Raw genomic sequence first — 25089 nt, 5'->3', positions numbered from 1 at the left:
ATTTCAGGGACTCTGTTTTTGTAGTCCCCATGCCCATCATCAGCACCTCCGGACTTTCCCGGACCTTCAGGACCCGGCACGGCGAGGTGACGGCGGTCCGCGGGATCGACCTCACCGTCCGGCCGGGAGAGATCCTCGGCTTCCTCGGCCCCAACGGCGCCGGCAAGAGCACGACCCTGCGCATGCTCAGCACCCTGCTGCCGCCCACCGGCGGCGCCGCCACCGTCGTCGGCCACGACCTGCTGCGCGATCCCGCCGGCGTACGGCGGAAGATCGGATACGTCGCCCAGTCCGGCGGCGTCGACCCGCAGGAGACCGTCCGCTCCGAACTCGTCCTCCAGGGCCGGCTCCACGGGATGTCCCGCACCGAGGCGACCGCCCGCGCCGCCGAGCTGGCCCGCGACCTCGACCTCACCGAGCTGCTCGACCGCGGCTCCACCGCCCTCTCCGGCGGCCAGCGGCGCCGGCTCGACATCGCCCTCGGCCTCACCCACCGCCCCGCGCTGCTCTTCCTCGACGAGCCGACCACCGGACTCGACCCGGGCAGCCGGACCGCCCTGTGGACACTGGTGCGGCGGCTGCGGGACGAGCACGGCACCACCGTCGTCCTCACCACCCACTACCTCGACGAGGCGGACGCCCTCGCCGACCGGCTGGTGATCATCGACAAGGGCGTGGTCGCCGCCGAGGGGACGCCCGCCGCGCTCAAGGCCGAGCACGCGGCGGACACCCTCCAGGACGCCTTCCTCGCCGTCACCGGCCGCACCCCGGCGCCCGTCGAGCACGCGCCCGTCGCCGTCTAGCACCCGTCCGGCGCACCCGTCCGGCAGTCCGTCCCCCACCCCACCAGGAACCCGATGCTCCTCCACGACACCGCGGTCCTCTTCGGGCGCTACGCCCGGCAGACCCTCCGCTCCCCGTTCCAGATCTTCTTCGGCACCCTGATGCCGCTGCTCTACCTGTTCTTCTTCGGCCCCCTGCTCACCGGCCTCCCGCTCGGCCGCGAGGGCGACTCCTGGCAGGTCCTGGTGCCCGGGCTGCTGCTCCAGCTCGGCCTGTTCGGGGCCTCCTTCGCCGGGTTCGCCGTCATCATGGAGAAGAACTGGGGCGTTCTCGAACGGCTCCAGGTCACCCCGGTCAGCCGGCTCGCGCTGCTCCTCGGCCGGGTCCTGAGGGACGCGGCGCTGTTCGTCTTCCAGGCCGTGCTGCTGGTCCTCGCCGCGCTGGCCATGGGCCTGCGGGCACCACTCGCGGGCATCCTCATCGGCTTCGGCTTCGTCGCGCTGCTCACCTTCTCGCTCGCTGCGCTCTCGTACGTGCTCGCGCTGCGGCTGCCCAGCCCGCAGGAGTTCGGCCCGGCGGTCAACACCCTCGCCATGCCCTCGATGCTGCTGTCCGGACTCATGCTGCCGATGGCCCTCGCGCCCGGCTGGCTGGACGTGCTGTCCCGCTTCATGCCGTTCCGCTACCTGGTGGACGCGGTCCGGGACGCGTACGTCGGGCACTACGCGACCCCGACGATGTTCTACGGCGTCCTCGTCGCCCTCGGACTCACGGCGCTCGCCGTGACGGTCGGCACACGGACCTTCCGGCGGGCCGGGGCGTAACTACGCTGGGGTCATGGTCAATCTGACGCGCATCTACACCCGCACCGGCGACCAGGGCACCACCGCCCTCGGCGACATGAGCCGGACCGCCAAGACCGATCTGCGGATCTCCGCCTACGCCGACGCCAACGAGGCCAACGCCGTCATCGGCACGGCCATCGCCCTCGGGCAGCTCGACGAGGACGTGGTGAAGGTCCTCGTCCGCGTCCAGAACGACCTGTTCGACGTGGGCGCCGACCTGTCCACGCCGGTCGTCGAGGACCCGAAGTACCCGCCGCTGCGCGTGGAGCAGTCGTACGTCGACAAGCTGGAGGCGGACTGCGACCACTTCCTGGAGCGGCTCGACAAGCTGCGCTCCTTCATCCTGCCCGGCGGCACGCCCGGTGCGGCACTGCTGCACCAGGCGTGCACGGTGGTCCGGCGGGCCGAGCGGTCCACCTGGGCGGCGATGGAGGTGCACGGCGAGACCATGAACGCGCTCACCGCCACCTACCTCAACCGGCTGTCAGACCTGCTCTTCATCCTTGCCAGGACGGCGAACCGCGAGGTCGGGGACGTGCTGTGGGTCCCGGGCGGCGAGCGCTGACGCCCGCTCCTCCCCGGCCCGGGCCTCCCCGGCCGGCTCCTCCCCCGCCCGGGCCCCCTCGGCCCGGGCGGCCGGGACGGCCTCGCCGGACCCGGCCGGGGCCTTCCTCGGCCAGATCACGTACGACAGGGCGATGACGCCGTGGATGCCGACGGCCCGCCAGGCCCCGTACATCCAGGCCTTCAGCGACGAGGTGTCGCCGTCCCCGCCCACGTACGCCATGGCGGCGAGCAGCAGCACGGTCGCGACGGCGCCGCCGACCAGCGTGCCGAGCCAGATCCGGCCCTCGTAACGGGCGCGGGCCTTCCCGTACTGCGGCGGCTTCGGCGGACGCGGACCGCCGCCGAGCCGGTGGGCGGCGTGGCCGTCGAGCCACTTCACCGTGCGGTGTCCGTGGCCCACGGTGTAGCCGATGTAGAGGGCGGCCAGTCCGTGCTTCCAGCTCGGGTCGGCGCCGTTCTTCAGGTCGATCGCGGTGGCCACCAGCAGCACGACCTCCAGCAGCGGCTCGCACAGCAGCAGGGCGAGACCGGCGCGCGGCATCTTGAGCAGGTAGCGGGTGGCGAGACCCGCGGCCAGCAGCACCCAGAAGCCGACCTCGCAGAGCACGATGAGCGTGACGATCACGGCGGCACTCCTTCGTTCGTTCCCCCGTCGTGCTTCCAGCCTCCCGGCGGAACGGCCGGGAGGCGTCGTCGCCGATGACGAAGTGCGCCTACATCGTTCGACGGAGGCGCGGCTCGGCCCCGGCGGGGACGTCGTGGCGGCGGGCTGCGTGTTGGATGGAGTCGTGCGCCTCCCCCGACCTCATCACCACGATCTGCTGATCGCCTTCATCGGCCTCGCCGGCGGGCTGGTCCTGTGGTCCTTCGGTCTGTACGTGGACCGCGAGCACGTCTTCGGCCAGCGCTGGGCCACGCTGATCCCGCTGGCGGTGATGGCCGCGACGGAGGCGCTGCGGCGCACGACCCCGCGCACGGCGCTGATCGTCGCCACCCTGGCGATCATCGGCGACCAGTTCACCAACGGAAACCTCGCCACCGTCCTGATGTTCACGGACGTGGTCTACGCGTCCGTGGTGTACACGACGCCCGCGGCCGCGAAACGCATCCCGTACGTCACCGCGCTGGTCACCGTCGCGCTCACCGTGACGCTGCTGATCTGGTGGCAGAACGCGGTCGCGCTGCTCGTCGGCGTCCTCGCCGGCATGGTCTCCTTCCTCCCGGCCCTCACCGGCGCGATCGTGCGCAACCACCGGGAGGCCGCGGAGTCGGCGCGGCTGCGGGCCGAACAGACGGCGCTGCTCGCCGAGATGGACCGGGCGCAGGCGGTGGGCGCGGAGCGCGCGCGGATGGCCCGCGAGCTGCACGACATGGTCGCCAACCATCTGTCGGCGATCGCGATCCACTCCACGGCCGCGCTCTCGATCGACGACGCGGCCACCACCCGGCAGGCGCTGACCGTCATCCGGGAGAACAGCGTGGAGGGCCTGGCCGAGATGCGGCGGCTGATCGGACTGCTCCGGGACAGCAGCGGCGACGCCGAGCCGGCGGCCGCGCCGACGCTGGCCGGCCTGGAGGCCCTGGTCGCCCAGGCCCGCACCCACGGCGGCTCCAGCGGGCTGGAGTTCACCCTGGAGGACCGGCACGGGGAGGACGGCGCGCCGTTGCCGGCGCCGGTCGAGCTGGCCGCGTACCGGATCGTGCAGGAGTCGCTGACGAACGCGCTCAAGCACGCGGCGCCCGGCGTGGTGGGCGTGTTCCTCGCCCGGGAGGCGCGGAGTCTGACCGTACGGGTGACCAGCCCGGTCGGGGACCGTCCCGGGCCGCGGGCGCCGGGCTCGGGTGCCGGGCTCGTGGGCATGCGGGAGCGGGTGGCGCTGCTCGGCGGCGAGTTCGAGGCGGGGCCGGTCCCGGACGGGGACGGTTCGAAGAGGTGGCAGGTGCGGGCGGTACTGCCCGCGGAGGAGAGGACGCCGGAGTCATGACGATGCGGATCGTGGTCGCCGAGGACCAGAGCGCGGTACGCGCGGGGCTGGTGCTGATCCTGGGCAGTGCCCCCGACATCGAGGTGGTCGGGGAGGCCGGGGACGGCGAGCGGGCGGTGGAGCTGGCCCGTGAACTGCGCCCGGACCTGGTCCTGATGGACGTGCAGATGCCGAAGCTCGACGGGGTGTCGGCGACCCGGCAGGTGGTGGCCGAGGGCCTGGCGGACGTCCTGGTGCTGACCACCTTCGACCTGGACGAGTACGTGTTCGGGGCGCTGCGCGCGGGCGCCGCGGGTTTCCTCCTGAAGAACACGGACGCGAAGGACCTCATCGAGGCGGTGCGGACGGTGGGGCGCGGCGAGGGGCTGATCGCGCCGGCGGTCACCCGGCGGCTGATCGCCGAGTTCGCGGCGCCGAGCCGGCCGGTCCGGGTGCCGGGCGGCGCGGATCCGGCGGTGGTGGAGCGGCTGACGCCACGTGAGCGGGAGGTGCTGTCGGCGCTCGGTTCGGGTCTGTCGAACGCGGAGATCGCGGTGCGGCTGGACATGGCGGAGGCCACGGTGAAGACGCACGTCAGCAAGGTGCTGGGCAAACTGGAGCTCCGCAGCCGGGTCCAAGCCGCCGTGCTGGCGCAGGAGTTGGGGATCTGAGAGAACGAAGTCGACTTTGGTCTGGACCTCTTGACGATTGGTCCAGACCTTCCTACGCTCGCGGGGCGCGCGCAACTCTCCACGGACCCACCCCCACCCCGAACGTCCGCTACTTGAGGAGCACCGTTGAGCACTCAAGCACCGACGCGCCGAAGAGGACTCAAGGCGAGGGCCGCCGCCGGCCTCACCGCCCTGGCTCTTCCCCTCGCCGCGATGGTCGGCCTCGCCTCCCCCGCGGAGGCCGCCACCTCGGTCACCGCGACCTTTACCAAGACCCAGGACTGGGGCACCGGCTTCGGCGCCAGCTGGACCATCAAGAACACCGGGACCACCTCCATCTCCTCCTGGAACCTGGAGTGGGACTACCCCACCGGCACCAGGGTCACCTCCGCGTGGGACGCCACCGTCACCAACAGCGGGAACCACTGGACCGCCAAGAACGTCGGCTGGAACGGCACCCTGGCCCCCGGAGCCTCCGTCTCCTTCGGCTACAACGGCTCCGGCTCCGGCGCCCCCTCCGGCTGTAAGATCAACGGCGCCTCCTGCGACGGCACCGAGCAGCCGGGCGACACCCCGCCCTCGGCCCCCGGCACCCCGACCGCCTCCAACGTCACCGACACCTCGGTGAAGCTCAGCTGGGGCGCGGCCACCGACGACAAGGGCGTCAAGAACTACGACGTCCTGCGCAACGGCGCCAAGGTCACCACCACCACGGGTCTGACCTACACCGACCAGGGCCTCACCGCGGGCACCGACTACAGCTACACCGTGGTCGCGCGCGACACCGCCGACCAGACCGGCCCGGCCAGCGGCTCCGTCAGCGTCCGCACCACCGGCGGCGACGACACCCCGCCTCCGCCGAACGCGGTGAAGATGGGCTACTTCACCAACTGGGGCGTCTACGGCCGCAACTACCACGTCAAGAACATCGTGACCTCGGGCTCCGCGTCCAAGATCACCCACATCAACTACGCCTTCGGCAACGTCCAGGGCGGCAAGTGCACCATCGGTGACGCCTACGCCGACTACGACAAGGCCTACACCGCCGACCAGTCCGTCGACGGCGTCGCCGACACCTGGGACCAGCCGCTGCGCGGCAACTTCAACCAGCTGCGCAAGCTGAAGAAGGCCTACCCGCACATCAAGGTCCTCTGGTCCTTCGGCGGCTGGACCTGGTCCGGCGGCTTCGGCCAGGCCGTGCAGAACCCGGCCGCCTTCGCCCAGTCCTGCTACGACCTGGTGGAGGACCCGCGCTGGGCCGACGTCTTCGACGGCATCGACCTGGACTGGGAGTACCCCAACGCCTGCGGTCTGTCCTGCGACACCAGCGGCCCGAACGCCTTCAAGAACATGATGCAGGCCATGCGCGCCAAGTTCGGCGCGAACAACCTGGTCACCGCGGCCGTCACGGCCGACGCCTCCGCCGGCGGCAAGATCGACGCCACCGACTACGCGGGCGCCGCGCCGTACTACGACTGGCTGAACGTGATGACGTACGACTTCTTCGGCGCCTGGGAGGCCAAGGGCCCGACCGCCCCGCACTCCCCGCTGACCTCGTACGCCGGCATCCCGCAGGCGGGCTTCAACTCCGCCGAGGCGATCGCCAAGTTCAAGGCCAAGGGCGTTCCCGCGAAGAAGCTGCTGCTCGGCATCGGCTTCTACGGCCGCGGCTGGACAGGCGTCACCCAGTCCGCCCCCGGCGGCACGGCGACCGGCCCGGCGCAGGGCACCTACGAGCAGGGCATCGAGGACTACAAGGTCCTCAGGAACTCCTGCCCGGCCAACGGCACCATCGCCGGCACGGCGTACGCCCACTGCGGCACCAACTGGTGGAGCTACGACACCCCGGCCACCGTCACCTCCAAGATGGGCTGGGCCAAGAACCAGGGCCTCGGCGGCGCCTTCTTCTGGGAGTTCAGCGGTGACACCGGCAACGGCGAGCTCGTCGGCGCCATCAACAGCGGGCTGAACTAGGACGTTCCTTCCGGAACAGGCCGATCAGCGAGCGCCGGGAGCCCGGCAGGAGCCGGAAGAGAAGGCCTGGCCCCGGACCTCACCCGCCGCCCGGCGGGGGCGGTGCAGCACACCGCCCCCGTCGTGCCGGACGACCCGGTGCGCCGGGCCCAGCAGGGCCACGGCGCCCCGGTGATGAGGATCTCTGAAATCGGCCAGGGACGCTCTTCCCTCCACTTCGGTGCAGTTTGAAGTGAGTGAGGAAATCTGGGGAGCGAAGAGCGCGTGTGAGGGTCCGGCGACCGAAGGTCGCCGGACCCTGTTGATCGGTGACAGTCAGGCGAAGTCGTTGCCCGCGGTGCTCACGGAGTCCGCCGCAGGGAGGTGATCTCGGGAACCCTGCTGGCGATGGTGGGACGGGCCGCTTCCGGGGTGGCCAGCAGGGCGACGATGGTGACGGGCTGGTCGCAGTGCGGGCAGTTCCGGACGGCGGTGGGGGTCAGGGCTTGCTCCTGCCGAGCGGAGCCGGCTGTGGCCGTCGGAGTCTGTCGGGGCTGCTGTTCGCCGAGTCGGATGGCCCTCAGTTCGTCGCGTTCCTGGTTGCGCTGCTTCTCCGGGTGTGAGTAGTCGGGGTACAGGAAATCCCGGTGAGAACGATCATGGTCGGCTAGCACACCGAGCCGCGGCATCGCTGAGGTTCGCGGAAAGATCGTCGAGCGGGTGCCGGCGCTGGCTACGGTCCGGACGTGCCGGTGGAGTTTCTGACTGATGAGCAAGCCGAGGCGTACGGGACGTTCACCGAGGTGCCCACGCGCCCGGAGCTGGAGCGGTTCTTCTTCCTCGACGATGACGACCGCGATCTGATCGCGCTGCGTCGTACGGACGCGCATCGGCTGGGCATGGCGGTGCAGATCTGTACGGTCCGCTATGTAGGCCGGTTCCTGGGCGAGGACCCGCTCGCGGTGCCGTGGGAGGTCGTGGAGTACCTGGCCGGGCAGCTCGGCATCCTGGACGCCTCGTGCGTGAAGCGGTACGCCGAGCGGCGCTCGACGGTGTACGAGCACGCGGACGAGATCCAGCGGCGCTTCAAGTACCGGGACTTCACCGACCGCAAGTGGGGCCGGGAGTTCCGCGGCTTCCTGTACGGGCGGGCGTGGACGCACGCCGAGGGGCCGGTGGCGCTGTTCAACCACTCGGTGACGTGGCTGCGGAAGAACCGGGTGCTGCTGCCCGGGGTCTCGGTGCTGGCCCGGCAGGTGTCGGAGGCCCGTACGGCGGCCGAGCGGCGCCTGTACGACGCGGTGGCCCGGGCGACGCACCGGGCCGATCCCGTGCTCGCGCCGGCCTTGGCGGAGCTGCTGGTGGTGCCGGAGGGCAGGCGGGTCTCGGAGCTGGAGCGGCTGCGCACGCCGCCGGTGAAGTCGACGGGCACGGCGATGGTGCGGGCGATGGAGCGGGTGGAGGAGATCTCCGGGTTCGCGCTGGGGCGGGTGAACCTGTCGCGGGTGCCGGTGAACCGGCTGTCCGCGCTGGCCCGGTACGGGCAGCTGAGCAAGGCGCAGACGATCGAGCGGGCCCCGGAGCCGCGGCGGACCGCGCTGCTGACGGCGGTGGTGCGGCAGCTGGAGGCGCAGGCAGTCGACGACGCCCTGGACCTGTTCGCGGTGCTGATGGCGAACCGGCTGATCAGCCCCGCCCGGCGGGCGTCGGACCGGGAGCGCCTGGCGATGCTGCCGCAACTGGAGAAGGCGGCCCGCATCCTGGCGAAGGCGTCGAAGATCCTCACCGAGGAGCTGGACCTGGTCGCCGAGCACGAGGCGGACCTGGACGTCGCCGCGCTGTGGGCGGCGGTCGAGGAGGCCGTGCCGCGTACGGCGGTGGCCGGCGCGGTGGCGACCGTCGAGGCCCTGGTGCCTGAGGACGACGGCTCGGCCGAAGCCGCGATGCGGGAGAAGCTGGCCCTGCGCTACAACACCGTGCGCCCGTTCCTGTCCCTGCTGGGCGAGTCGGACGCGCTGGGCGCCGCCCCGGCCGGGCGGCGCATCCTCAAGGCCGTGCGCCGCCTGCCCGCGCTCTCGCGGCGCCGGGTCAAGGACCGGCCGCTGCTGCCCCGCGAGGTCGACGCCGAGCTGGTGCCGGCGATGTGGAAGCGCGCGGTGTTCTCCAACGCCAAGCTGCCGCAGGGCGCGGTCGACCGCGACGCGTACGTGGTGTGCGTCCTGGAGCAGCTGCACCGCGCGCTGAACCGGCGCGACGTGTTCGCCGCCCCGTCGAACCGGTGGGCGGACCCGCGCGCCCGGCTGCTGGACGGGCCGCGGTGGGAGGCGATGCGCGCGGACGTGCTCGCGGGCCTGTCCCTGACCGAGGACGCCGAGGAGCACCTGGCCCAGCTCGTCCAGGCGCTGGACGCGGCGTGGCGGCAGATGGCCGACCGCCTGGAGGAGGCCGGCAACGAGGCGAAGGTGGAGATCGTCGTCCCCGAGGGCGGCGGGCGCGCCCGCCTGTCGGTGGACAAGCTCGGCGCGGTGGGCGAGCCGGAGTCGCTGACCTGGATCAAGGCCACCACGGAGGCGATGCTCCCGAGGATCGACCTGCCGGACCTGCTGTTCGAGGTCCACTCCTGGACCGGGTTCCTCGACGCCTTCGGCCACGTCTCCGAGCGCCGCACCCGCATGGAGGGCCTGCTCGTCTCCCTGGTCGCGCTGCTGGTGGCGGAGAGCTGCAACATCGGCCTGACCCCGGTCATCGACCCGGAGAACAAGGCGCTGACCCGCTCGCGGCTGTCCCACGTCGACCAGAACTACCTGCGCGCCGACACCATCGCCGCGGCGAACGCCGCGCTCATCACCGCCCAGTCCCGCATCGAGCTCGCCCAGATGTGGGGCGGCGGGCTGCTCGCCTCCGTCGACGGCCTGCGGTTCGTCGTCCCCGTCAAGAGCATCAACACCGGCCCCTCGCCAAAATATTATGGTTACAAAAGGGGCGTGACCTGGCTAAATGCAGTAAATGACCAGGTCGCGGGGATCGGCGCGATGGTCGTACGCGGCACCCCGCGCGACAGCCTCTACACCCTGGACACGCTGCTGAACCTCGACGGCGGGGTGAAGCCGGAGATGGTCGCGACCGACAACGCCTCGTACTCCGATATGGCCTTCGGCCTGTACAAGATGCTCGGCTTCCGCTTCGCCCCGCGCTTCCGCGACCTCGCCGACCAGAGGTTCTGGCGGGCCGACCTGCCCGACGGTGAGGCGTCGGCCGCCGGGTACGGGCCGCTGGAGGCCGTCGCCTGCAACAAGGTGAACCTCAAGCGGATCGCCACGCACTGGCCGGACATGCTCCGCGTCGCCGGATCGCTCATCACCAACCAGGTCCGCGCCTACGACCTGCTGCGGATGTTCGGCCGCGAGGGCCACCCGACCCCGCTCGGCGCCGCGTTCGCCGAGTACGGGCGGATCGACAAGACCATGCACCTGCTCGCCCTGGTCGACCCGGTCGACGACACCTACCGCCGGCTGATGAACCGGCAGCTCACGGTGCAGGAGTCCCGCCACCGCCTGGCCCGCGCGATCTGCCACGGCGGCCGCGGGCAGATCCGCCAGGCGTACCGCGAGGGCCAGGAGGACCAGCTCGCCGCCCTCGGCCTGGTCCTCAACGCCGTCGTCCTGTGGAACACCCGCTACCTCGACGCCGCCGTCGCCCAGCTCCGCGCCGAGGGCCACGACATCAAGGACGAGGACGTCGCCCGCCTCTCCCCACTCAAGGACCGGCACATCAACTTCCTGGGCCGCTACCTGTTCAACATCAAGGCCAGCGGCCCCGGCCAGGGCCTGCGCCCGCTGCGGGACCCGGACGCCGTCGAGGACGACGAAGACGATAGGGGCGCGTGGTAGTAGCTGAGCTAGGTGCGAGAGGCAGCGAGGGCGATCCGTCTGCTCACAAGTACGGTGATCGCCGCTACTAGGGCCGTGCCTGCCGCACCCAAAAATATCCACATGCCTGCCATGTCCTGTACGGCGCTGTTGTCGACACCGGCCGCGCGCTGTGCCTCCAGTTCGCCCAGGATGGCCACGAACACACCCCCAACAGGCAAGAAGAGGCAGCTCCACACACGCCACCGCCGGAACGAAGCCGCGCCGTCAGGCCCACTGATGATCAAACCCGTAGTGGCCATCACCATCAGTGCACCGGCCATAGCCGCGTACGAGGGCTGGCGGGAGCTGTCTTCCGGCGGGAAGACTCCCAGGTCGACGAACCCGCCCGGGCCGCTCGCCTGGAACCAGCTCATGCGCACGGCCAGGAATATTGCCGCCACGGCCAGAAAGCACAACGCCCTCGCGCTTCTCCTGCCCCACTCCCAGGACAGCTCAGCGACTGCGGCTCTCTGCATCTGCTGCTGGAGGAGGACTTCTGACTCTTCCACCTTCCCTGCATCTCCGGAAGTCGCGTCTAGCGACGGTGGGCCTGTCTCGACTTCCGACGGCTCGGATGGGTGATCGAGTCGCCGCAATGCTTCGGAGAGGTCGGCAGCGTTCGCGTACCGATGGGCGGGGTCCTTGTGCAGCAGCCGTAGGAGGAGGTCGTCCCACGCGGGCGGAATTCCCGGTGCCACCGAGCTGGGAGTGGGGGGGTCCTGGGTGAGGTGGGCCGAGAGATAGCCCACGGCGTCAGGGGCGTGGAACGGCAGCCGGCCTGTGATCAGTTCGAAGAGGAGACAACCGAGCGCGTACAGATCACTGCTCGGTTCTGGGAAGCCGCGTGCCTGCTCGGGGGCCATGTAAGGGGGCGTGCCCACGACGAATCCGGTCTGGGTGAGCCTGTCCGAAGTCGCGTAGGGGTCAGCCGCCCTCGCGACCCCGAAATCGAGGAGCTTCACGCTGCCGGAAGACGTGATGAGGATGTTGGACGGCTTGATGTCCCGGTGCATGATTCCGGCTTCGTGCGCGTCGATCAGAGCCTCGCATATCTGCGCACCCCACTGGGCAGCGTCCTGCAGGCTGACGGGACCTTGGTGCAGCATCGCGTCCAGACCTGTGCCCCGGACCAGCTCCATTACCAGGAACGGGGCCCTGCTGTCCCCCGCGCCGGTCTCGCCGAGGTCGTGGATGGTCACGATGTTGGGGTGCTGCCGCTGGGCGGTGATCCGTGCCTCGCGCAGGAACCTGGCGCGCGCCTCGTCGCCACGGCTCCCACCACCGGCAAGCAAGGAGATCACCTTGACCGCGACGGGCCTGCCCAGCGTCTCGTCTTGCGCCTCCCATACCTGTCCCATTCCGCCTTCGCCAAGTTGTCGCACCATCCGGTACCGGCTCCCAAGGAGCTGATCTCGCACCGTCCCGCCCTCCCCCTGCTCCGAACGCTCCCGTGCTTCCTACCAGCGAACCGGCGCGATGGAGATCGCGATGCGGCCACTCTCCAGAGACCCTCTGGACGCCCAAGTGTTCACCGGCGCGAACGCCTTGGTATCAGCATTTCACCCCCGGCACGTCCCCGTCTGTAAGGCGGGAGAATCGGCATCTGCTCTCACAGGGCCTCCGCTTCACCCCGTGCCCCCGGCCGAGCGGGCCCTGGAAGTCCGTGGCCCCTGCGAGGTGTCGACGTCCTGGACAACTGGTGGCCGCCCACGAACTGGCGACCTCCTCCCTGTCGTCAAACGATCGTTTGACGACAGGCGGACCGAGCGTCCAATGAACCCGTGCAATCCGGGGGTTCGCGGCGGCGCGAATCCAATCAGATCCGATGGCGATTGCTGACAGGGTTTGACGACAGATAGGGTCCGATCCTCCGTACGGAAGGGGCCCCCGAGTGGCGAACCTGGTCTACAAGCGGGTCTCAACCGACCAACAGTCCACCGCCCGGCAGAACCTCGTCCTGGACGAGGCCGGCATCGAGGACCCGGTCGTCTTCGAGGAGGACCCCGGCACCTCCAGCCGCCTCCACCCCCTCCAGCGCCCGAAGTTCCGCGCGCTCCTCGACTACGCCCGGCCCGGCGACACCGTCCACATCTCCGAGATGTTCCGCCTCGTACGCGGCACCGGCCACATCCTCGACGTGCTCGACGTCCTCCACCGCGACCAGGTGGCGCTGCGCATCCACGACGGCGCGTTCTCCGCCATGGACCTGACCGCCCGCCACCCGCGCACCGGCGAGCTGCTGTCCACGGTGAAGTTCATGGTGCAGACCCTCGCCGCCGCCGGCGAGCTCCAGCGCGACCTTCAGCGCGAGCTCACCTACGACGGACTGCGCGCCGCCGAGGCCAAGGGCAGCAAAGGCGGCCGCCGCCCCGCCGTGGCGGCCGACAAGACCGACGACGTACGCACCGCGTACCTGGAGGGCCGCTCGATCGCCGCCCTCGCCCGCGACCACCGGGTCAGCCGCGGCGCGATCCGCACGGCCGTCGCCGACCTTCTGCCCGACCACACCTCCACCGAGGACGCCCCCGCCCCGGAGTTGCCGGTCACCCTCGACATGCCGGGCAAGGTCGCCGACTTCCTCCGCGCCGACGAGCTGGACGACGTCGAGCGGGCCGCGCTCGACCAGGGCGTGACCGTACGACGCGGCCAGGGCTACACCCTGCGCGTCACCGCCGTCCCGGCCGTGCACCACCGACTCCTCGCCCGCTGCCAGCCGCTCGACGGAGGCCCGGGCGCCCCGGCGGTCCCAGCCCAGCGCAAAGCCCGTCGCGAGTACGAGAACCGCGTCAGCACCCTCACACCGAGACCATGATCGTTCTCACCGGGATTTCCTGTACCCCGACTACTCACACCCGGATGAGTGGGGAGATCGCCTGAGCAGGTTTGACCGATCCAGGAGCGGCGGACCGGAAGACGCGCGGTCTCATCGCACCCCGTGCTGAGCCCTCCGATATGTTCTTCCGGGCTCGCGCCGGCGGGCCTCACGCGTATTCGAGGGGGAAACGTGCCTGGTGAGCGGCTTGACGCGGAGTGGGTCCGGTCCTGGCGGGAACAGGCCGATGCGGCGCTGACGAGGCTGATGCGGTCCTTTCTCCCGACGCACGGCTTCCCGCCCGGCCACAACGCCGTGATGCTTGCAACCGACGACAGCCACCAGGCGACGGGCGCACTCGTGGACCTGACGCCGATCCCCTCCGATCTGACCACGCTCTACTGGGTGATCAGCGAGGCTTCCCTGCCCGACGTCGACAGCGGGCACTTCATCCACTCACCTGCGATGGCGGCGGAGCACTTCCGTGAGTACGGCCCCGCTCCGGTCGACGGCGAATCGATCGCGCTGGTCTTCGCCAGCGACGGCGGGGGCCACCTGTTCGCGATCGGAGACAGCGGACAAGTCTGGAAGTCCGCCACGGCCTCCTGGTTTGACGACTTCGAGGTCGCCACGTCCAGCTTGCAGGCGTTCCTCGAACAGCTCGGTCGGCGGATCGCGAACCAGCCCTGACCGTCGGCCGAGGAACAAACCGGCCCCCCGCCCCACGAAGGTCATGTCACTCCAGACTGGGGAATCGCGAGCAGGTCTGGGGTCACCCCTGAGCAGAGGGTGGCCGATTTCAAAGAGCGTCATCACCGGTACCCCTCAGGGGAACCGAGGTCGTACAGCCGCACCGGCAGGTGCGGCTGTACGGCTTCCCCGCGTACGGCTTTCCCCTGTACGGCTTCCCCGCGTACGGCCTTCCGGCCGCGCCAGCCCAGCAGCTCCGCCGGCCGGTCCGCCGCGGACACGGTCAGCCGCGCGGGATCCACCCGCAGCCCCTCCCCCGTGGCCTTGAGCACGGCCTCCTTGCGCACCCAGTACGAGGTGAAGGCACCGGCCCGGCAGCCCGCGGGCAGCAGGTCGTACGCCGCCCGCTCCGCCGGCGACAGCACGTGCAGCGGCAGCTCGGCCCCGGCCCGGGGAACCCGCTCGACGTCCACCCCCACCGGGGTGTCCGAGGTCACGGCGACCGCCACCCGCTCCCCCGCGTGCGACAGCGAGAACTCCACCCGCGCGTTCTCCAGATACGGCTTGCCGTGCGGCCCCGCCGCGAAGACCAGATCCGCCGGGTCACGGCCCAGGGCCTCGCCCACGACGAGACGCAGCAGCGCGTGCGCGGTCACGTACAGGGCGGCGTCGGGCTCGCGCAGAAACGACGCGTACACCCGCCGCTCGGCGTCGTCGAGCAGCGCCGCGAGATCCGGGGAAACGGAAACGGCCCGGGCGGTCCACACATGGCACTCACCGGGCCGTACCCCTGCGTCAGCCGACACCGACCCTCCCCCGGACTTCGACCGGGAGTGCCCCCACCCGACGGGACGGCGTCCTCAAGCGACGTTGACGCGCTGGCCGGGCGGCGCCGCCTCCAGCCAGGCCAGGAAGCCCGTGAGCGCGTCCTCGCTCATCGCCAGCTCCAGGCGGGTGCCCTTCACCAGGCAGCCCTGGATCACGGAGTCCGACAGCAGCGCCAGCTCCTCCTCGCCCTCCGGCATCCGGCGCTCCAGGACCTCGATGGCCGAGCGCTCCAGGACCCGCCGCGGACGGGGCGCGTACGAGAAGACCCGGAACCAGGCGATCTCGTCGCCGCTGTAACGCGCGACCCCGTACGACCAGCCCTTGCCGCTGGTGTCCGGGGTCTCGGGTACGTTCCAGCGCAGGGAACAGTCGAACGTGCCGCCTGCGCGCTGGATGAGCCTTCTGCGCAAACCGAAGACGAAGAGCCCGATCACCAGCAGTGCGACGACCAGGCCGCACACGAGCAGCGCGAGGAACATCTTCACCGACCTCCTCGCTGCGTCCCGTGACCGGCGGAGCCGGCCTGACCGAATACAACCTGCATCTGCATCGCCTCAGCCGCGGCACGGTCTGGAAAATTCCAGCCGTACCGCGGCTGAGGGCTGGGCTCTCGGTGCGGACCGCTAGCGGACCGCTACCGCGCGCAGCCGGACCTCGGCGCGCCGCTCGGCGGCGGCGTCGTCGCCGGCCTTGGCGCGCTCCAGCGCGCGCTCGGCGCGCTGGGTGTCGATCTCGTCCGACAGCTCGGCGATCTCCGCGAGCAGAGAAAGCTTGTCGTCGGCGAACGACAGGAAACCGCCGTGAACGGCGGCGACGACAGTGCCGCCCTCGCTCGTACGGATGGTCACCGGGCCCGACTCCAGCACACCGAGCAGCGGCTGGTGGCCGGGCATGACGCCGATGTCGCCGGAGGTGGTACGCGCGATGACCAGGGTGGCCTCGCCGGACCAGACACTCCGGTCCGCGGCGACCAGCTCGACGTGCAGCTCAGCAGCCAAGGGTGGCTCCTCGGGTCACCACCCGGCCGTGCTGCCGGGTGTTGGGATCAATTCTAAGGGGCGTGACGAGGGGGGCGGGACCGAACCCGCCCCCCTCGGCGAGCACAGGGCTCAGGAGACGCCGAGCTCCTTGGCGTTCTTCTTGAGGTCCTCGAGACCACCACACATGAAGAAGGCCTGCTCCGGGAAGTGGTCGAACTCACCGTCGCAGATCGCGTTGAACGCGGCGATCGACTCGTCGAGCGGAACGTCCGAACCGTCCACACCGGTGAACTGCTTCGCCGCGTGGGTGTTCTGGGACAGGAAGCGCTCGACACGACGCGCGCGGTGCACGACGAGCTTGTCTTCCTCGCTGAGCTCGTCGATACCGAGGATCGCGATGATGTCCTGGAGGTCCTTGTACTTCTGCAGGATGCCCTTGACGCGCATGGCGGCGTCGTAGTGGTCCTGCGCGATGTAGCGCGGGTCCAGGATCCGGGACGTGGAGTCCAGCGGGTCCACGGCCGGGTAGATGCCCTTCTCGGAGATCGGACGGGAGAGAACCGTCGTCGCGTCGAGGTGGGCGAAGGTGGTCGCCGGCGCCGGGTCGGTGAGGTCGTCGGCGGGGACGTAGATCGCCTGCATCGAGGTGATCGAGTGACCACGGGTCGAGGTGATGCGCTCCTGGAGGAGACCCATCTCGTCGGCCAGGTTCGGCTGGTAGCCCACCGCGGAGGGCATGCGGCCGAGCAGGGTCGACACCTCGGAACCGGCCTGGGTGAAGCGGAAGATGTTGTCGATGAAGAACAGCACGTCCTGCTTCTGCACATCGCGGAAGTACTCCGCCATGGTCAGACCGGCCAGGGCGACGCGCAGACGGGTGCCCGGGGGCTCGTCCATCTGGCCGAAGACCAGCGCGGTCTTGTCGAGAACGCCGGCCTCCTCCATCTCGACCATGAGGTCGTTGCCCTCACGGGTGCGCTCACCGACGCCCGCGAAGACCGACACGCCCTCGTGCAGCTTCGCCACACGCATGATCATTTCCTGGATCAGAACGGTCTTGCCGACACCGGCGCCACCGAACAGACCGATCTTTCCACCCTTGACGTACGGGGTGAGGAGGTCGACGACCTTCAGGCCGGTCTCGAACATCTCGGTCTTGGACTCGAGCTGGTCGAAGGCCGGGGCCTTGCGGTGGATCGGCCAGCGCTCGGCGCTCGCGACCGTGGACGCGTCCTCGTTCAGGACCTCGCCCAGGGTGTTGAACACCTTGCCCTTGGTGACGTCACCGACCGGGACGGAGATGGCCGCACCCGTGTCGATCACCGGGGCCTGGCGGACCAGACCGTCGGTGGGCTGCATCGAGATGGCGCGGACCATGCCGTCACCGAGGTGCTGCGCGACCTCGAGGGTCAGGGTCTTGGTGCCCTCGCCGGACGGGTCCGGCACCTCGACGTTCAGCGCGTTGTAGATCTCCGGCATCGCGTCGACGGGGAACTCCACGTCGACGACCGGGCCGATGACCCGGGCGACGCGGCCCGTGGCAGCGGCGGTCTCAACAGAGGTCGTCATTACTTGTCACTCCCCGCGGTCGCGTCGGCCAGGGCTGCGGTGCCACCGACGATCTCGCTGATTTCCTGGGTGATTTCGGCCTGGCGGGCCGCGTTGGCAAGTCGGGTGAGGCTGGTGATCAGCTCGCCCGCGTTGTCGGTCGCCGACTTCATCGCGCGCCGCGTGGCGGCGTGCTTCGAGGCCGAGGACTGGAGCAGCGCGTTGTAGATCCGGCTCTCGACGTAGCGCGGCAGCAGGGCGTCCAGGACGTCCTCCGCCGAAGGCTCGAAGTCGTACAGCGGGCGGAGCGTGTCCGACTCGCCGGCCTCCTTCGCGACCTCGTCGAGGCTGAGGGGCAGCAGCCGGGCCTCGACCGCCGTCTGCGTCATCATCGAGACGAACTCGGTGTAGACGATGTGGAGCTCGTCCACGCCACCCTCGGCCGTGTCCTTCTCGATCGCCTCGATCAGCGGCTCGCCGATCCTCTTGGCGTCCGCGTAGGTCGGCTCGTCCGTGAAGCCGGTCCACGTGTCGGCCAGCTTGCGCTCACGGAAGTTGAAGTGCGCGACGCCACGGCGACCGACGACGTAGATGTCGACCGCCTTGCCCTCGCCCTCCAGCTTCTTGATGAGCTGCTCCGCCGCCTTGATGGCGTTGGAGTTGAAGGCGCCGGCCAGACCGCGGTCGCTCGTGAGGAGCAGGACCGCGGCGCGGGTCGGGTTCTCCGCCTCGGTGGTCAGCGCGTGCTTGTCGTTGGCGCCGGTGGCCACCGCGGTCACCGCGCGGGTGAGCTCGGTGGCGTACGGCGTCGACGCCTGCACCTTGCGCTGCGCCTTGACGACGCGCGAGGCGGCGATCATCTCCATCGCCTTGGTGATCTTCTTCGTCGCGGTGACGGATTTGATGCGACGCTTGTAGACCCGGAGCTGCGCTCCCATGAGTCAGGTCCCTTCCGTCGTCACTTCGAGACGTTGACGGCGGAGGCGTCGTCGCCGAGCAGCTTGCCGTCAGAGGTCTCGAACTGCTTCTTGAACTCCGCGATCGCGTCGGCGACGGACTGCAGCGTGTCGTCCGACATCTTCTTGCCCTCACGGATGGAGGTCATCAGGCCCGAGTGGTTCTGGCGCAGGAACGCCAGCATCTCGGCCTCGAAGCGGCGGATGTCGGCGACCGGGACGTCGTCCATCTTGCCGGTGGTGCCGGCCCAGATGGAGACGACCTGGTTCTCCGTGGCCATCGGCTGGTACTGAGCCTGCTTGAGCAGCTCGACCATGCGCTGACCGCGCTCCAGCTGCGCCTTCGACGCGGCGTCCAGGTCGGAACCGAAGGCGGCGAACGCCTCGAGCTCACGGAACTGGGCCAGGTCCACGCGGAGACGGCCGGAGATCTGCTTCATGGCCGGGTGCTGGGCGGAGCCACCGACTCGGGAGACGGAGATACCGACGTTCAGGGCCGGACGCTGGCCGGCGTTGAACAGGTCGGACTCCAGGAAGCACTGGCCGTCCGTGATGGAGATGACGTTGGTCGGGATGAACGCCGAGACGTCGTTGGCCTTGGTCTCGACGATCGGCAGACCGGTCATCGAGCCGGCACCCAGCTCGTCCGAGAGCTTGGCGCAGCGCTCGAGCAGGCGGGAGTGCAGGTAGAAGACGTCACCCGGGTAGGCCTCACGGCCCGGCGGGCGGCGCAGCAGCAGCGACACGGCGCGGTAGGCGTCGGCCTGCTTCGACAGGTCGTCGAAGATGATCAGGACGTGCTTGCCCTGGTACATCCAGTGCTGGCCGATGGCCGAACCGGTGTACGGGGCAAGGTACTTGAAGCCGGCCGGGTCGGACGCCGGGGCGGCGACGATCGTCGTGTACTCGAGCGCGCCGGCCTCTTCCAGGGCAGCGCGCACGGACGCGATGGTGGAGCCCTTCTGGCCGACGGCGACGTAGATGCAGCGGACCTGCTTGTTCACGTCGCCCGAGCGCCAGTTGTCGCGCTGGTTGATGATCGTGTCGACGGCCAGGGCGGTCTTGCCGGTCTGGCGGTCACCGATGATCAGCTGACGCTGACCACGGCCGACCGGGGTCATGGCGTCGACGGCCTTGTAGCCGGTCTCCATCGGCTCGTGGACCGACTTGCGCTGCATGACGCCGGGCGCCTGCAGCTCGAGGGCGCGGCGGCCCTCGGTCGCGATCTCGCCGAGACCGTCGATCGGGTTGCCGAGCGGGTCGACGACGCGACCCAGGTATCCCTCGCCGACACCGACGGAGAGGACCTCGCCGGTGCGCTGCACCGTCTGTCCCTCCTCGATGCCGCTGAACTCGCCGAGGACGATCGCGCCGATCTCGCGCTCCTCGAGGTTCAGGGCGAGGCCGAGGGTGCCGTCCTCGAACTTCAGCAGCTCGTTCGCCATGGCCGAGGGAAGACCCTCGACCTTCGCGATGCCGTCGCCGGCCAGGCTGACCGTGCCGACCTCCTCGCGCGAGGCCGCGTCCGGCTGGTACGACTGGACGAAGTTCTCCAGCGCGTTCCGGATCTCCTCCGGCCGGATCGTGAGCTCCGCCATCTGGGTTCCCTGCTCTCCTTGTTGGGCCCGAAGTTTCTTAGGGGTCTGGGGGCGACCCCCAGGAATCTTCTGCAATCTCTGCACGGCCCAACCGGGCCGCTGGTCATGCTTGTTTCGTTGTGGCCGAGGTCAGCCGGCCAGGCGGCGGGTCGCCTCGTCGAGGCGCTCCGCGATGGTGCCGTCGATGACCTCGTCGCCGACGCGCACCGAGATCCCGCCGAGGACCGTCGGGTCCACGTCCAGGTTCAGGTGCATCTGGCGGCCGTACAGCTTGGCCAGCACGGCACCGAGGCGCTGCTTCTGCTGGTCGCTCAGCGGCACCGCCGAGGTGACGACGGCGACCATGCGGTCCCGGCGCGCCGCGGCGAGCTTGGACAGGGACTCGAGTCCCGACTCCAGGCTACGTCCCCGGGGCTGGGTCACGAGTCGGACGACCAGCCGCTCGGTGACGGGGTTGGCCTTGCCGCCGAGCAGGCTGCCGAGCAGCTCGCCCTTGGCCGAGGCCTTCGCGGTCTTGTCCGTCAGCGCCGAGCGGAGCTCGGTGCTGGAGGAGACGATGCGGCCGAACCGGAACAGCTCGTCCTCGACGTCGTCGAGGGCGCCCGTCTTCTGGGCGGCGGTGAGGTCGGCGGTGTTCGCCAGTTCCTCGAGACCGTCGACCAGGTCGCGCGACTGCGACCAGCGGGAGCGGACCATTCCGGAGACCAGGTCGACGGTCTCGCCGCCCACCTGACCGGAGAGGAGTCGCTGCGCGAGCTCGGCCTTGGCCTCGCCCGACTGAGCGGGGTCGGTCAGGACCCGGCGCAGCGACACCTCGCGGTCGAGCAGTGCGGTGACCGCGGCCAGCTCACCGGCGAGCTTCGCCGCGTCGACCGAGGTGTTGTCGGTCAGCGCGTCGAGGGCCTCGCGTGCGGCGCCCAGTGCCTCGCGGCTCGCTCCGTTCATCGGACGGCCTCGGCCTTCTCCTCGAGCTCGTCGAGGAAGCGGTCGATGGTGCGGCTCTGGCGGGCGTGGTCCTCGAGGGACTCGCCGACCAGCTTCGCGGCCAGGTCCGTGGCGAGCTTGCCGACGTCCTGACGCAGCGCGGCGGACGCGGCCTTGCGGTCGGCCTCGATCTGGGCGTGACCGGCCGCGATGATCTCCTCGCGCTGGCGCTGGCCCTCCGCCTTCATCTCCTGGATGATCGCGGTGCCCTGCTCCGTGGCCTCCTGGCGAAGACGCGCGGCCTCGTGGCGGGCCTCGGCGAGCTGGGCCTTGTACTGCTCCAGCACACTCTGAGCCTCGATCTGGGCCGACTCGGCCTTCTCGATGCCACCCTCGATGGCCTCGCGGCGCTCTTCCAGAACCTTGTTGATGTTCGGGAGGAGCTTCTTGGCGAGGAAGCCGAAGACGATGACGAAGGCGATCAGGCCGATGACGAGCTCGTCGAGATGCGGGATGAGAGGAGGCTGCGCCTCTTCACCCTGCGCAAGAAGCAGAGCGTTCACATCAGTGCCTTCCGTAAAAAGAATCGGGCTGTCGGTCCGGCTTACTTGTAGACGAAGCCCATGACGATGCCGATGAGGGCGAGCGCCTCACAGAAGGCGAAACCCATGATCTGGTTGGTACGGATCAGGCCGGCCGCCTCGGGCTGACGGGCGAGGGCCTGGGTGCCGTTACCGAAGATGATGCCGACGCCGACGCCGGGGCCGATGGCAGCGAGGCCGTAGCCGATGGAGGCGACGTTTCCGTTGACGGCGGCGAGAGTCTCGAGAGCGGACATGCCGGTTCTTCCTTCTCTTTCAAGGACCCGGTGGGGGTTGGCCACCGGACGACTGTTGGTAAGGGGGTGGTGAAGCTGCTGCCGGGCCGGCTCAGTGGTGCTCGGCGAGCGCGCCCTGGACGTAGCTGCAGGCCAGGAGGACGAAGACGTACGCCTGGACGGCCTGGATGAAGAGCTCGAAGGCGGTCATCACGATGACCATCACGAAGGAGGCGCCGGCGTAGACGAAGCCGAGGCCGTTCATGAGGTACCAGGTGGCCAGCGAGAACATCACGATGAGCAGGTGACCGGCGAACATGTTCGCGAACAGTCGGACCGCGTGCGTGAAGGGCCGGATGATCAGGTTCGAGAAGAACTCGAGCAGCATGATCAGCGGGAGGATCGCGCCCAGCGACTTGTCGTAGCCGAGGATGTTCTTCCAGCCGCCGACGAAGCCGTGCTTCTTGAAGGTCAGCGAGACCCAGGTGACGTAGACGATCAGCGCGAGGGCCGCCGGGAAGGCGATCAGCGAGGTGACCGGGAACTGGGCCAGCGGAACGATGGACCAGAGGTTCATGATCCATACGAAGAAGAACAGCGAGACCATGAACGGCACGTACTTCTGGCCGTCCTTCTTGCCGATGATCTCGTAGACGATGCCGCGGCGGACGAAGTCGTAACCGGCCTCACCGACCATCTGCATCTTGCCGGGGATCAGCTTGGGCTTGGCGAAGGCGGCCCAGAAGAAGCCGACGACCACGATCGAACCCAGGATGGCGAGCAGCATCGGCTTGGTGAAGTCGAAGCTGCCCACGGTGAAGATGGGCTCGTACATGAACGTGTGCAGGCCCGGCGCCGGGAAGCCGCATCCGGTGAAGATGTGGCAATCCGGGTCGAAGGCAAGCGTCTGGTCAGCACTCACCGCGGGCTCCTTCAGCGTGGCGCATAGGTACGGCAACCTCGTTGTGTCGGCGCGGCACGCAGCCGCGGGTCGGCACTGGACTGGTCTTACGGATAAGGGGGCGGCGGTTCGGCATCGAGCCTCGCGCTGGGACAGGCGCCGCTTCGGATGCCCGCGCCCGCAGTGCCGCAGTTGGCACCGGACGATAGCAGGAAGCCGAACGCGTCTTTATCCCGGCCCTACCCTTCACGACTTCGGCCCCGAATTGTCGGGGTCGACGTACATGATCTTGGCCTTCATATAGGCCCGGGCCTGGGCGGCGACCCACACGATGGTCGTGGCGAGCAGCGTGAAGGCGAAGGCCTTGAAGTCGAACGCCGAAGTGTCCTTCAGCAAGGCCAGGAAGATGAAGAGGACCAGCAGCTGGGCCGTGTAGAGCATCAGCCCCATGGCCTGGAACAACTGCGGAAGCTTCTTCGCCGTCCGCTGCAGAACCACCAGCCCGATGCCCATGAAGAGGAGCACGACCGCGGTGCCGACGACGGCGCCGAGCGCGCCCTTGCCACCGGCGACCACACCGCTGACGACCGTGGCGATGACGCCTACGGCGGCGGTGGGCACTGCGGTGTGCAGCAGGGTGCGTGCGTCGTTGGACGGCATGGCGGTGTCTCCGCTTGCTGGAGGGGGCGATGGTGTCGTCATGGACGAGCGTAAGCCCGGTCCGAGGAGTGTCTCGGGGCCAACGAACCGTCGCACTACGGTCCTTCGGCACTGTCGCCGGGTCTCGTGAACCGTATCACAAACTATTTGAATAGGTCTTTACCCAGGGGGTGTGCCAACTCTCACACGTGAGAGTGACCGCGCGCGTGTGTGCGCGACAGCAGGGCGACTTGTCTGGTATTGCCCCGCGATGCCGCCCGCGTCAACCGCGCGCCCCGGCCTTACTCCGGTCGGAGAAGCGCGAACGGTGGCCGATGGCGGTCGCTCCGTTGACCCCCGCCGGCACCGGCACCCGCTCCTCCTCGACGGCCGGCTCCTCGGCGGCGGCAGGACCCGGCTCCGGCTCCGCGGCGGGCCTGCGGCGGCGGTAGCGCGGCGGCACGACCGCCTCCGCCCAGCGGGGCGCGCGCGGCGTGAAGCGGGGCAGCAGGAGCAGCACCAGACCGACCGCGCTCAGGAAGACCACGGCGAGCACGATCCACATCGACGTCGAGTGCACGGAATAGGCCAGCGTGCCGAAGGCGATGAGCGCCGACCAGAAGTACATGATCAGCACCGCGCGGCTGTGCGAGTGCCCGATCTCCAGGAGCCGGTGGTGCAGGTGCCCGCGGTCCGCCGCGAACGGCGACTGGCCCTTCCACGTGCGCCGCACGATCGCGAGCACCAGATCGGCCATCGGGATCGCGATGACCGTCAGCGGCAGCACCAGCGGGATGAAGACCGGCAGGGCGGCGTGCGTGGCGGCCTTGGTCGAACCCTCGAAGATCTTCAGCGCGTCCGGGTCGACCTGGCCGGTGATGGAGATGGCGGACGCGGCCAGGATCAGGCCGATCAGCATCGAACCCGAGTCGCCCATGAAGATCCGCGCCGGGTGCATGTTGTGCGGCAGGAAGCCCAGGCACATGCCCATGAGGATCGCCGCGAACAGCGTCGCGGGGGCCGCGGCCTCGATCGTGTAGCCGAACCAGATCCGGTACGCGTAGAGGAAGAAGGCCGCGGCGGCGATGCAGACCATGCCGGCGGCCAGTCCGTCGAGGCCGTCGACGAAGTTCACGGCGTTGATGGTGAGGACGACCAGGGCGACCGTGAGGAGCGTGCCCTGCCACTGGGTGAGGGCGACCGTGCCGACGCCCGGGATGGGCAGCCACAGGATCGTCAGACCCTGCATGACCATCACGCCCGCGGAGATCATCTGCGCGCCGAGCTTGATCAGCGCGTCCAGCTCGAACTTGTCGTCGAGGACGCCGATCAGCCAGATCAGCGCGGCGCCGGAGAGCAGCGCGCGGGGCTCGTTGGACAGCTCGAAGACGCTGTTGAGGTTCTGCAGGTGGTCGGCGACGAGGAGCCCCGCGCACAGCCCGAAGAACATGGCGATGCCACCGAGCCGCGGAGTCGGTTCTCGGTGCACGTCGCGGGCGCGGATCTCCGGCATCGCGCCGGTCGCGATGGCGAACTTCCGCACCGGACCGGTCAGCAGATAGGTCACCGCGGCCGTGACACAGAGCGTCAGCAGGTAATCACGCACGGGCTGCCCCACAGGAATCGCTGGCCATCTCAGCCCCACACCCTAGCCGGGCCGTCCCCATGGTCGAGGACATCCGGACGTCGGGAACGGTTCCGG

23 protein-coding genes and 1 pseudogene are annotated in these 25089 nt (G+C 69.7%); 9 read left to right on the top strand and 15 right to left on the bottom strand.

Going from position 1 to position 25089, the window contains the following annotated elements; genetic code table 11:
• Positions 1 to 110: 110 nt before the first annotated feature.
• The 3 genes and pseudogenes from ESG85_RS31885 to ESG85_RS31875 all read left to right on the top strand — a co-directional run.
• Positions 111 to 803: pseudogene (locus ESG85_RS31885) on the top strand (ABC transporter ATP-binding protein); the annotation flags it as partial.
• Positions 804 to 857: 54 nt separating this feature from the next.
• A complete protein-coding gene (locus ESG85_RS31880) occupies positions 858 to 1607 on the top strand; it encodes an ABC transporter permease (protein ID WP_128984651.1) in 750 nt (249 codons plus the stop codon).
• A 13-nt stretch (positions 1608 to 1620) separates the two neighbouring features.
• A complete protein-coding gene (locus ESG85_RS31875) occupies positions 1621 to 2193 on the top strand; it encodes a cob(I)yrinic acid a,c-diamide adenosyltransferase (protein WP_128984650.1) in 573 nt (190 codons plus the stop codon).
• Here ESG85_RS31875 and ESG85_RS31870 read toward each other — a convergent pair.
• A complete protein-coding gene (locus ESG85_RS31870; RefSeq protein WP_128984649.1) occupies positions 2113 to 2820 on the bottom strand; it encodes a hypothetical protein in 708 nt (235 codons plus the stop codon). The two genes, ESG85_RS31875 and ESG85_RS31870, sit on opposite strands and share 81 nt — an antisense overlap.
• A 163-nt stretch (positions 2821 to 2983) precedes the next feature.
• Between ESG85_RS31870 and ESG85_RS31865 the strand changes: the two genes are divergently transcribed.
• From ESG85_RS31865 to ESG85_RS31855, 3 genes are all read left to right on the top strand, one after another.
• On the top strand, positions 2984 to 4180 hold the full coding sequence (locus ESG85_RS31865) for a sensor histidine kinase (protein ID WP_246095471.1): 1197 nt from the start codon (positions 2984 to 2986) through the stop codon (positions 4178 to 4180).
• Entirely contained in the window at positions 4177 to 4830 is a 654-nt protein-coding gene (locus ESG85_RS31860; RefSeq protein ID WP_128984647.1) for a response regulator, read from the top strand. The genes ESG85_RS31865 and ESG85_RS31860 overlap by 4 nt, the downstream gene beginning before the upstream one ends.
• 126 nt (positions 4831 to 4956) lie before the next feature.
• Positions 4957 to 6804 carry a glycosyl hydrolase family 18 protein gene (locus ESG85_RS31855; RefSeq protein WP_374050268.1) on the top strand — a complete coding sequence of 616 codons (1848 nt, stop codon included), beginning with the start codon at positions 4957 to 4959 and terminating at the stop codon, positions 6802 to 6804.
• Positions 6805 to 7145: 341 nt separating this feature from the next.
• On the opposite strand, the gene ESG85_RS31850 is transcribed toward ESG85_RS31855, so the two are convergent.
• Positions 7146 to 7472, bottom strand: coding sequence for a hypothetical protein (locus ESG85_RS31850; protein WP_128984646.1), 327 nt, complete (start codon positions 7470 to 7472; stop codon positions 7146 to 7148).
• Between the two features lie 57 nt (positions 7473 to 7529).
• Between ESG85_RS31850 and ESG85_RS31845 the strand changes: the two genes are divergently transcribed.
• Entirely contained in the window at positions 7530 to 10673 is a 3144-nt protein-coding gene (locus ESG85_RS31845; protein ID WP_128984645.1) for a Tn3 family transposase, read from the top strand.
• A gap of 8 nt (positions 10674 to 10681) precedes the next feature.
• Here ESG85_RS31845 and ESG85_RS31840 read toward each other — a convergent pair whose 3' ends face one another.
• Positions 10682 to 12079 (bottom strand): serine/threonine-protein kinase, encoded by a 1398-nt coding sequence (locus ESG85_RS31840; RefSeq protein WP_128984644.1) that lies wholly within the window; start codon positions 12077 to 12079, stop codon positions 10682 to 10684.
• A gap of 506 nt (positions 12080 to 12585) precedes the next feature.
• Between ESG85_RS31840 and ESG85_RS31835 the strand changes: the two genes are divergently transcribed.
• Positions 12586 to 13506: a recombinase family protein gene (locus ESG85_RS31835; RefSeq protein WP_128984643.1), complete on the top strand. Its 921-nt coding sequence runs from the start codon at positions 12586 to 12588 to the stop codon at positions 13504 to 13506.
• A gap of 192 nt (positions 13507 to 13698) precedes the next feature.
• A complete protein-coding gene (locus tag ESG85_RS31830; protein WP_128984642.1) occupies positions 13699 to 14196 on the top strand; it encodes a hypothetical protein in 498 nt (165 codons plus the stop codon).
• A gap of 122 nt (positions 14197 to 14318) precedes the next feature.
• Here ESG85_RS31830 and ESG85_RS31825 read toward each other — a convergent pair whose 3' ends face one another.
• From ESG85_RS31825 to ESG85_RS31770, 12 genes are all read right to left on the bottom strand, one after another.
• Positions 14319 to 15002, bottom strand: coding sequence for a 4'-phosphopantetheinyl transferase family protein (locus tag ESG85_RS31825; protein WP_128984641.1), 684 nt, complete (start codon positions 15000 to 15002; stop codon positions 14319 to 14321).
• Positions 15003 to 15056: 54 nt separating this feature from the next.
• Complete coding sequence (locus ESG85_RS31820) at positions 15057 to 15503, bottom strand: DUF2550 domain-containing protein (protein WP_128984701.1); 447 nt, start codon at positions 15501 to 15503, stop codon at positions 15057 to 15059.
• A gap of 144 nt (positions 15504 to 15647) precedes the next feature.
• Positions 15648 to 16022 carry a F0F1 ATP synthase subunit epsilon gene (locus ESG85_RS31815; protein ID WP_128984640.1) on the bottom strand — a complete coding sequence of 125 codons (375 nt, stop codon included), beginning with the start codon at positions 16020 to 16022 and terminating at the stop codon, positions 15648 to 15650.
• Between the two features lie 111 nt (positions 16023 to 16133).
• Complete coding sequence (gene atpD, locus ESG85_RS31810) at positions 16134 to 17573, bottom strand: F0F1 ATP synthase subunit beta (RefSeq protein WP_128984639.1); 1440 nt, start codon at positions 17571 to 17573, stop codon at positions 16134 to 16136.
• The gene (locus ESG85_RS31805; protein WP_128984638.1) at positions 17573 to 18490 is read right to left on the bottom strand and encodes a F0F1 ATP synthase subunit gamma; all 918 of its coding nucleotides are present in this window, start codon (positions 18488 to 18490) and stop codon (positions 17573 to 17575) included. The genes atpD and ESG85_RS31805 overlap by 1 nt, the downstream gene beginning before the upstream one ends.
• Positions 18491 to 18510: 20 nt before the next feature.
• Complete coding sequence (gene atpA, locus ESG85_RS31800) at positions 18511 to 20106, bottom strand: F0F1 ATP synthase subunit alpha (protein WP_128984637.1); 1596 nt, start codon at positions 20104 to 20106, stop codon at positions 18511 to 18513.
• A 129-nt stretch (positions 20107 to 20235) separates the two neighbouring features.
• Positions 20236 to 21051 (bottom strand): F0F1 ATP synthase subunit delta, encoded by an 816-nt coding sequence (locus tag ESG85_RS31795; RefSeq protein WP_128984636.1) that lies wholly within the window; start codon positions 21049 to 21051, stop codon positions 20236 to 20238.
• Positions 21048 to 21593 (bottom strand): F0F1 ATP synthase subunit B, encoded by a 546-nt coding sequence (locus ESG85_RS31790; RefSeq protein ID WP_128984635.1) that lies wholly within the window; start codon positions 21591 to 21593, stop codon positions 21048 to 21050. The genes ESG85_RS31795 and ESG85_RS31790 overlap by 4 nt, the downstream gene beginning before the upstream one ends.
• A gap of 41 nt (positions 21594 to 21634) precedes the next feature.
• Positions 21635 to 21868: an ATP synthase F0 subunit C gene (atpE, locus tag ESG85_RS31785; RefSeq protein WP_010474382.1), complete on the bottom strand. Its 234-nt coding sequence runs from the start codon at positions 21866 to 21868 to the stop codon at positions 21635 to 21637.
• A 91-nt stretch (positions 21869 to 21959) separates the two neighbouring features.
• Entirely contained in the window at positions 21960 to 22769 is an 810-nt protein-coding gene (gene atpB / locus ESG85_RS31780) for a F0F1 ATP synthase subunit A (RefSeq protein ID WP_128984634.1), read from the bottom strand.
• Positions 22770 to 22994: 225 nt separating this feature from the next.
• Entirely contained in the window at positions 22995 to 23408 is a 414-nt protein-coding gene (locus tag ESG85_RS31775) for a Cg1360 family ATP-synthase-associated protein (RefSeq protein WP_128984633.1), read from the bottom strand.
• Positions 23409 to 23670: 262 nt separating this feature from the next.
• Entirely contained in the window at positions 23671 to 24993 is a 1323-nt protein-coding gene (locus ESG85_RS31770; protein ID WP_128984632.1) for an MraY family glycosyltransferase, read from the bottom strand.
• Positions 24994 to 25089 lie beyond the last annotated feature (96 nt).

This window comes from Streptomyces roseicoloratus, assembly GCF_004117935.1.
GTDB classification, from domain to species: domain Bacteria; phylum Actinomycetota; class Actinomycetes; order Streptomycetales; family Streptomycetaceae; genus Streptomyces; species Streptomyces roseicoloratus.
Note: the sequence above shows the minus strand (reverse complement) of the source record. Positions and strands in the feature narration are given on the sequence as shown.

Excerpts from the sequence above, each read along its gene's own strand:
- ESG85_RS31840 (WP_128984644.1), bottom strand. The coding sequence starts at position 12,079 with ATGGTGCGACAACTTGGCGAAGGCGGAATGGGACAGGTATGGGAGGCG.
- ESG85_RS31820 (WP_128984701.1), bottom strand. The coding sequence starts at position 15,503 with ATGTTCCTCGCGCTGCTCGTGTGCGGCCTGGTCGTCGCACTGCTGGTG.
- atpD (WP_128984639.1), bottom strand. The coding sequence starts at position 17,573 with ATGACGACCTCTGTTGAGACCGCCGCTGCCACGGGCCGCGTCGCCCGG.
- ESG85_RS31795 (WP_128984636.1), bottom strand. The coding sequence starts at position 21,051 with ATGAACGGAGCGAGCCGCGAGGCACTGGGCGCCGCACGCGAGGCCCTC.
- ESG85_RS31805 (WP_128984638.1), bottom strand. The coding sequence starts at position 18,490 with ATGGGAGCGCAGCTCCGGGTCTACAAGCGTCGCATCAAATCCGTCACC.
- atpA (WP_128984637.1), bottom strand. The coding sequence starts at position 20,106 with ATGGCGGAGCTCACGATCCGGCCGGAGGAGATCCGGAACGCGCTGGAG.
- ESG85_RS31880 (WP_128984651.1), top strand. The coding sequence starts at position 858 with ATGCTCCTCCACGACACCGCGGTCCTCTTCGGGCGCTACGCCCGGCAG.
- ESG85_RS31860 (WP_128984647.1), top strand. The coding sequence starts at position 4,177 with ATGACGATGCGGATCGTGGTCGCCGAGGACCAGAGCGCGGTACGCGCG.
- atpE (WP_010474382.1), bottom strand. The coding sequence starts at position 21,868 with ATGTCCGCTCTCGAGACTCTCGCCGCCGTCAACGGAAACGTCGCCTCC.
- ESG85_RS31850 (WP_128984646.1), bottom strand. The coding sequence starts at position 7,472 with ATGCCGCGGCTCGGTGTGCTAGCCGACCATGATCGTTCTCACCGGGAT.
- ESG85_RS31775 (WP_128984633.1), bottom strand. The coding sequence starts at position 23,408 with ATGCCGTCCAACGACGCACGCACCCTGCTGCACACCGCAGTGCCCACC.
- ESG85_RS31875 (WP_128984650.1), top strand. The coding sequence starts at position 1,621 with ATGGTCAATCTGACGCGCATCTACACCCGCACCGGCGACCAGGGCACC.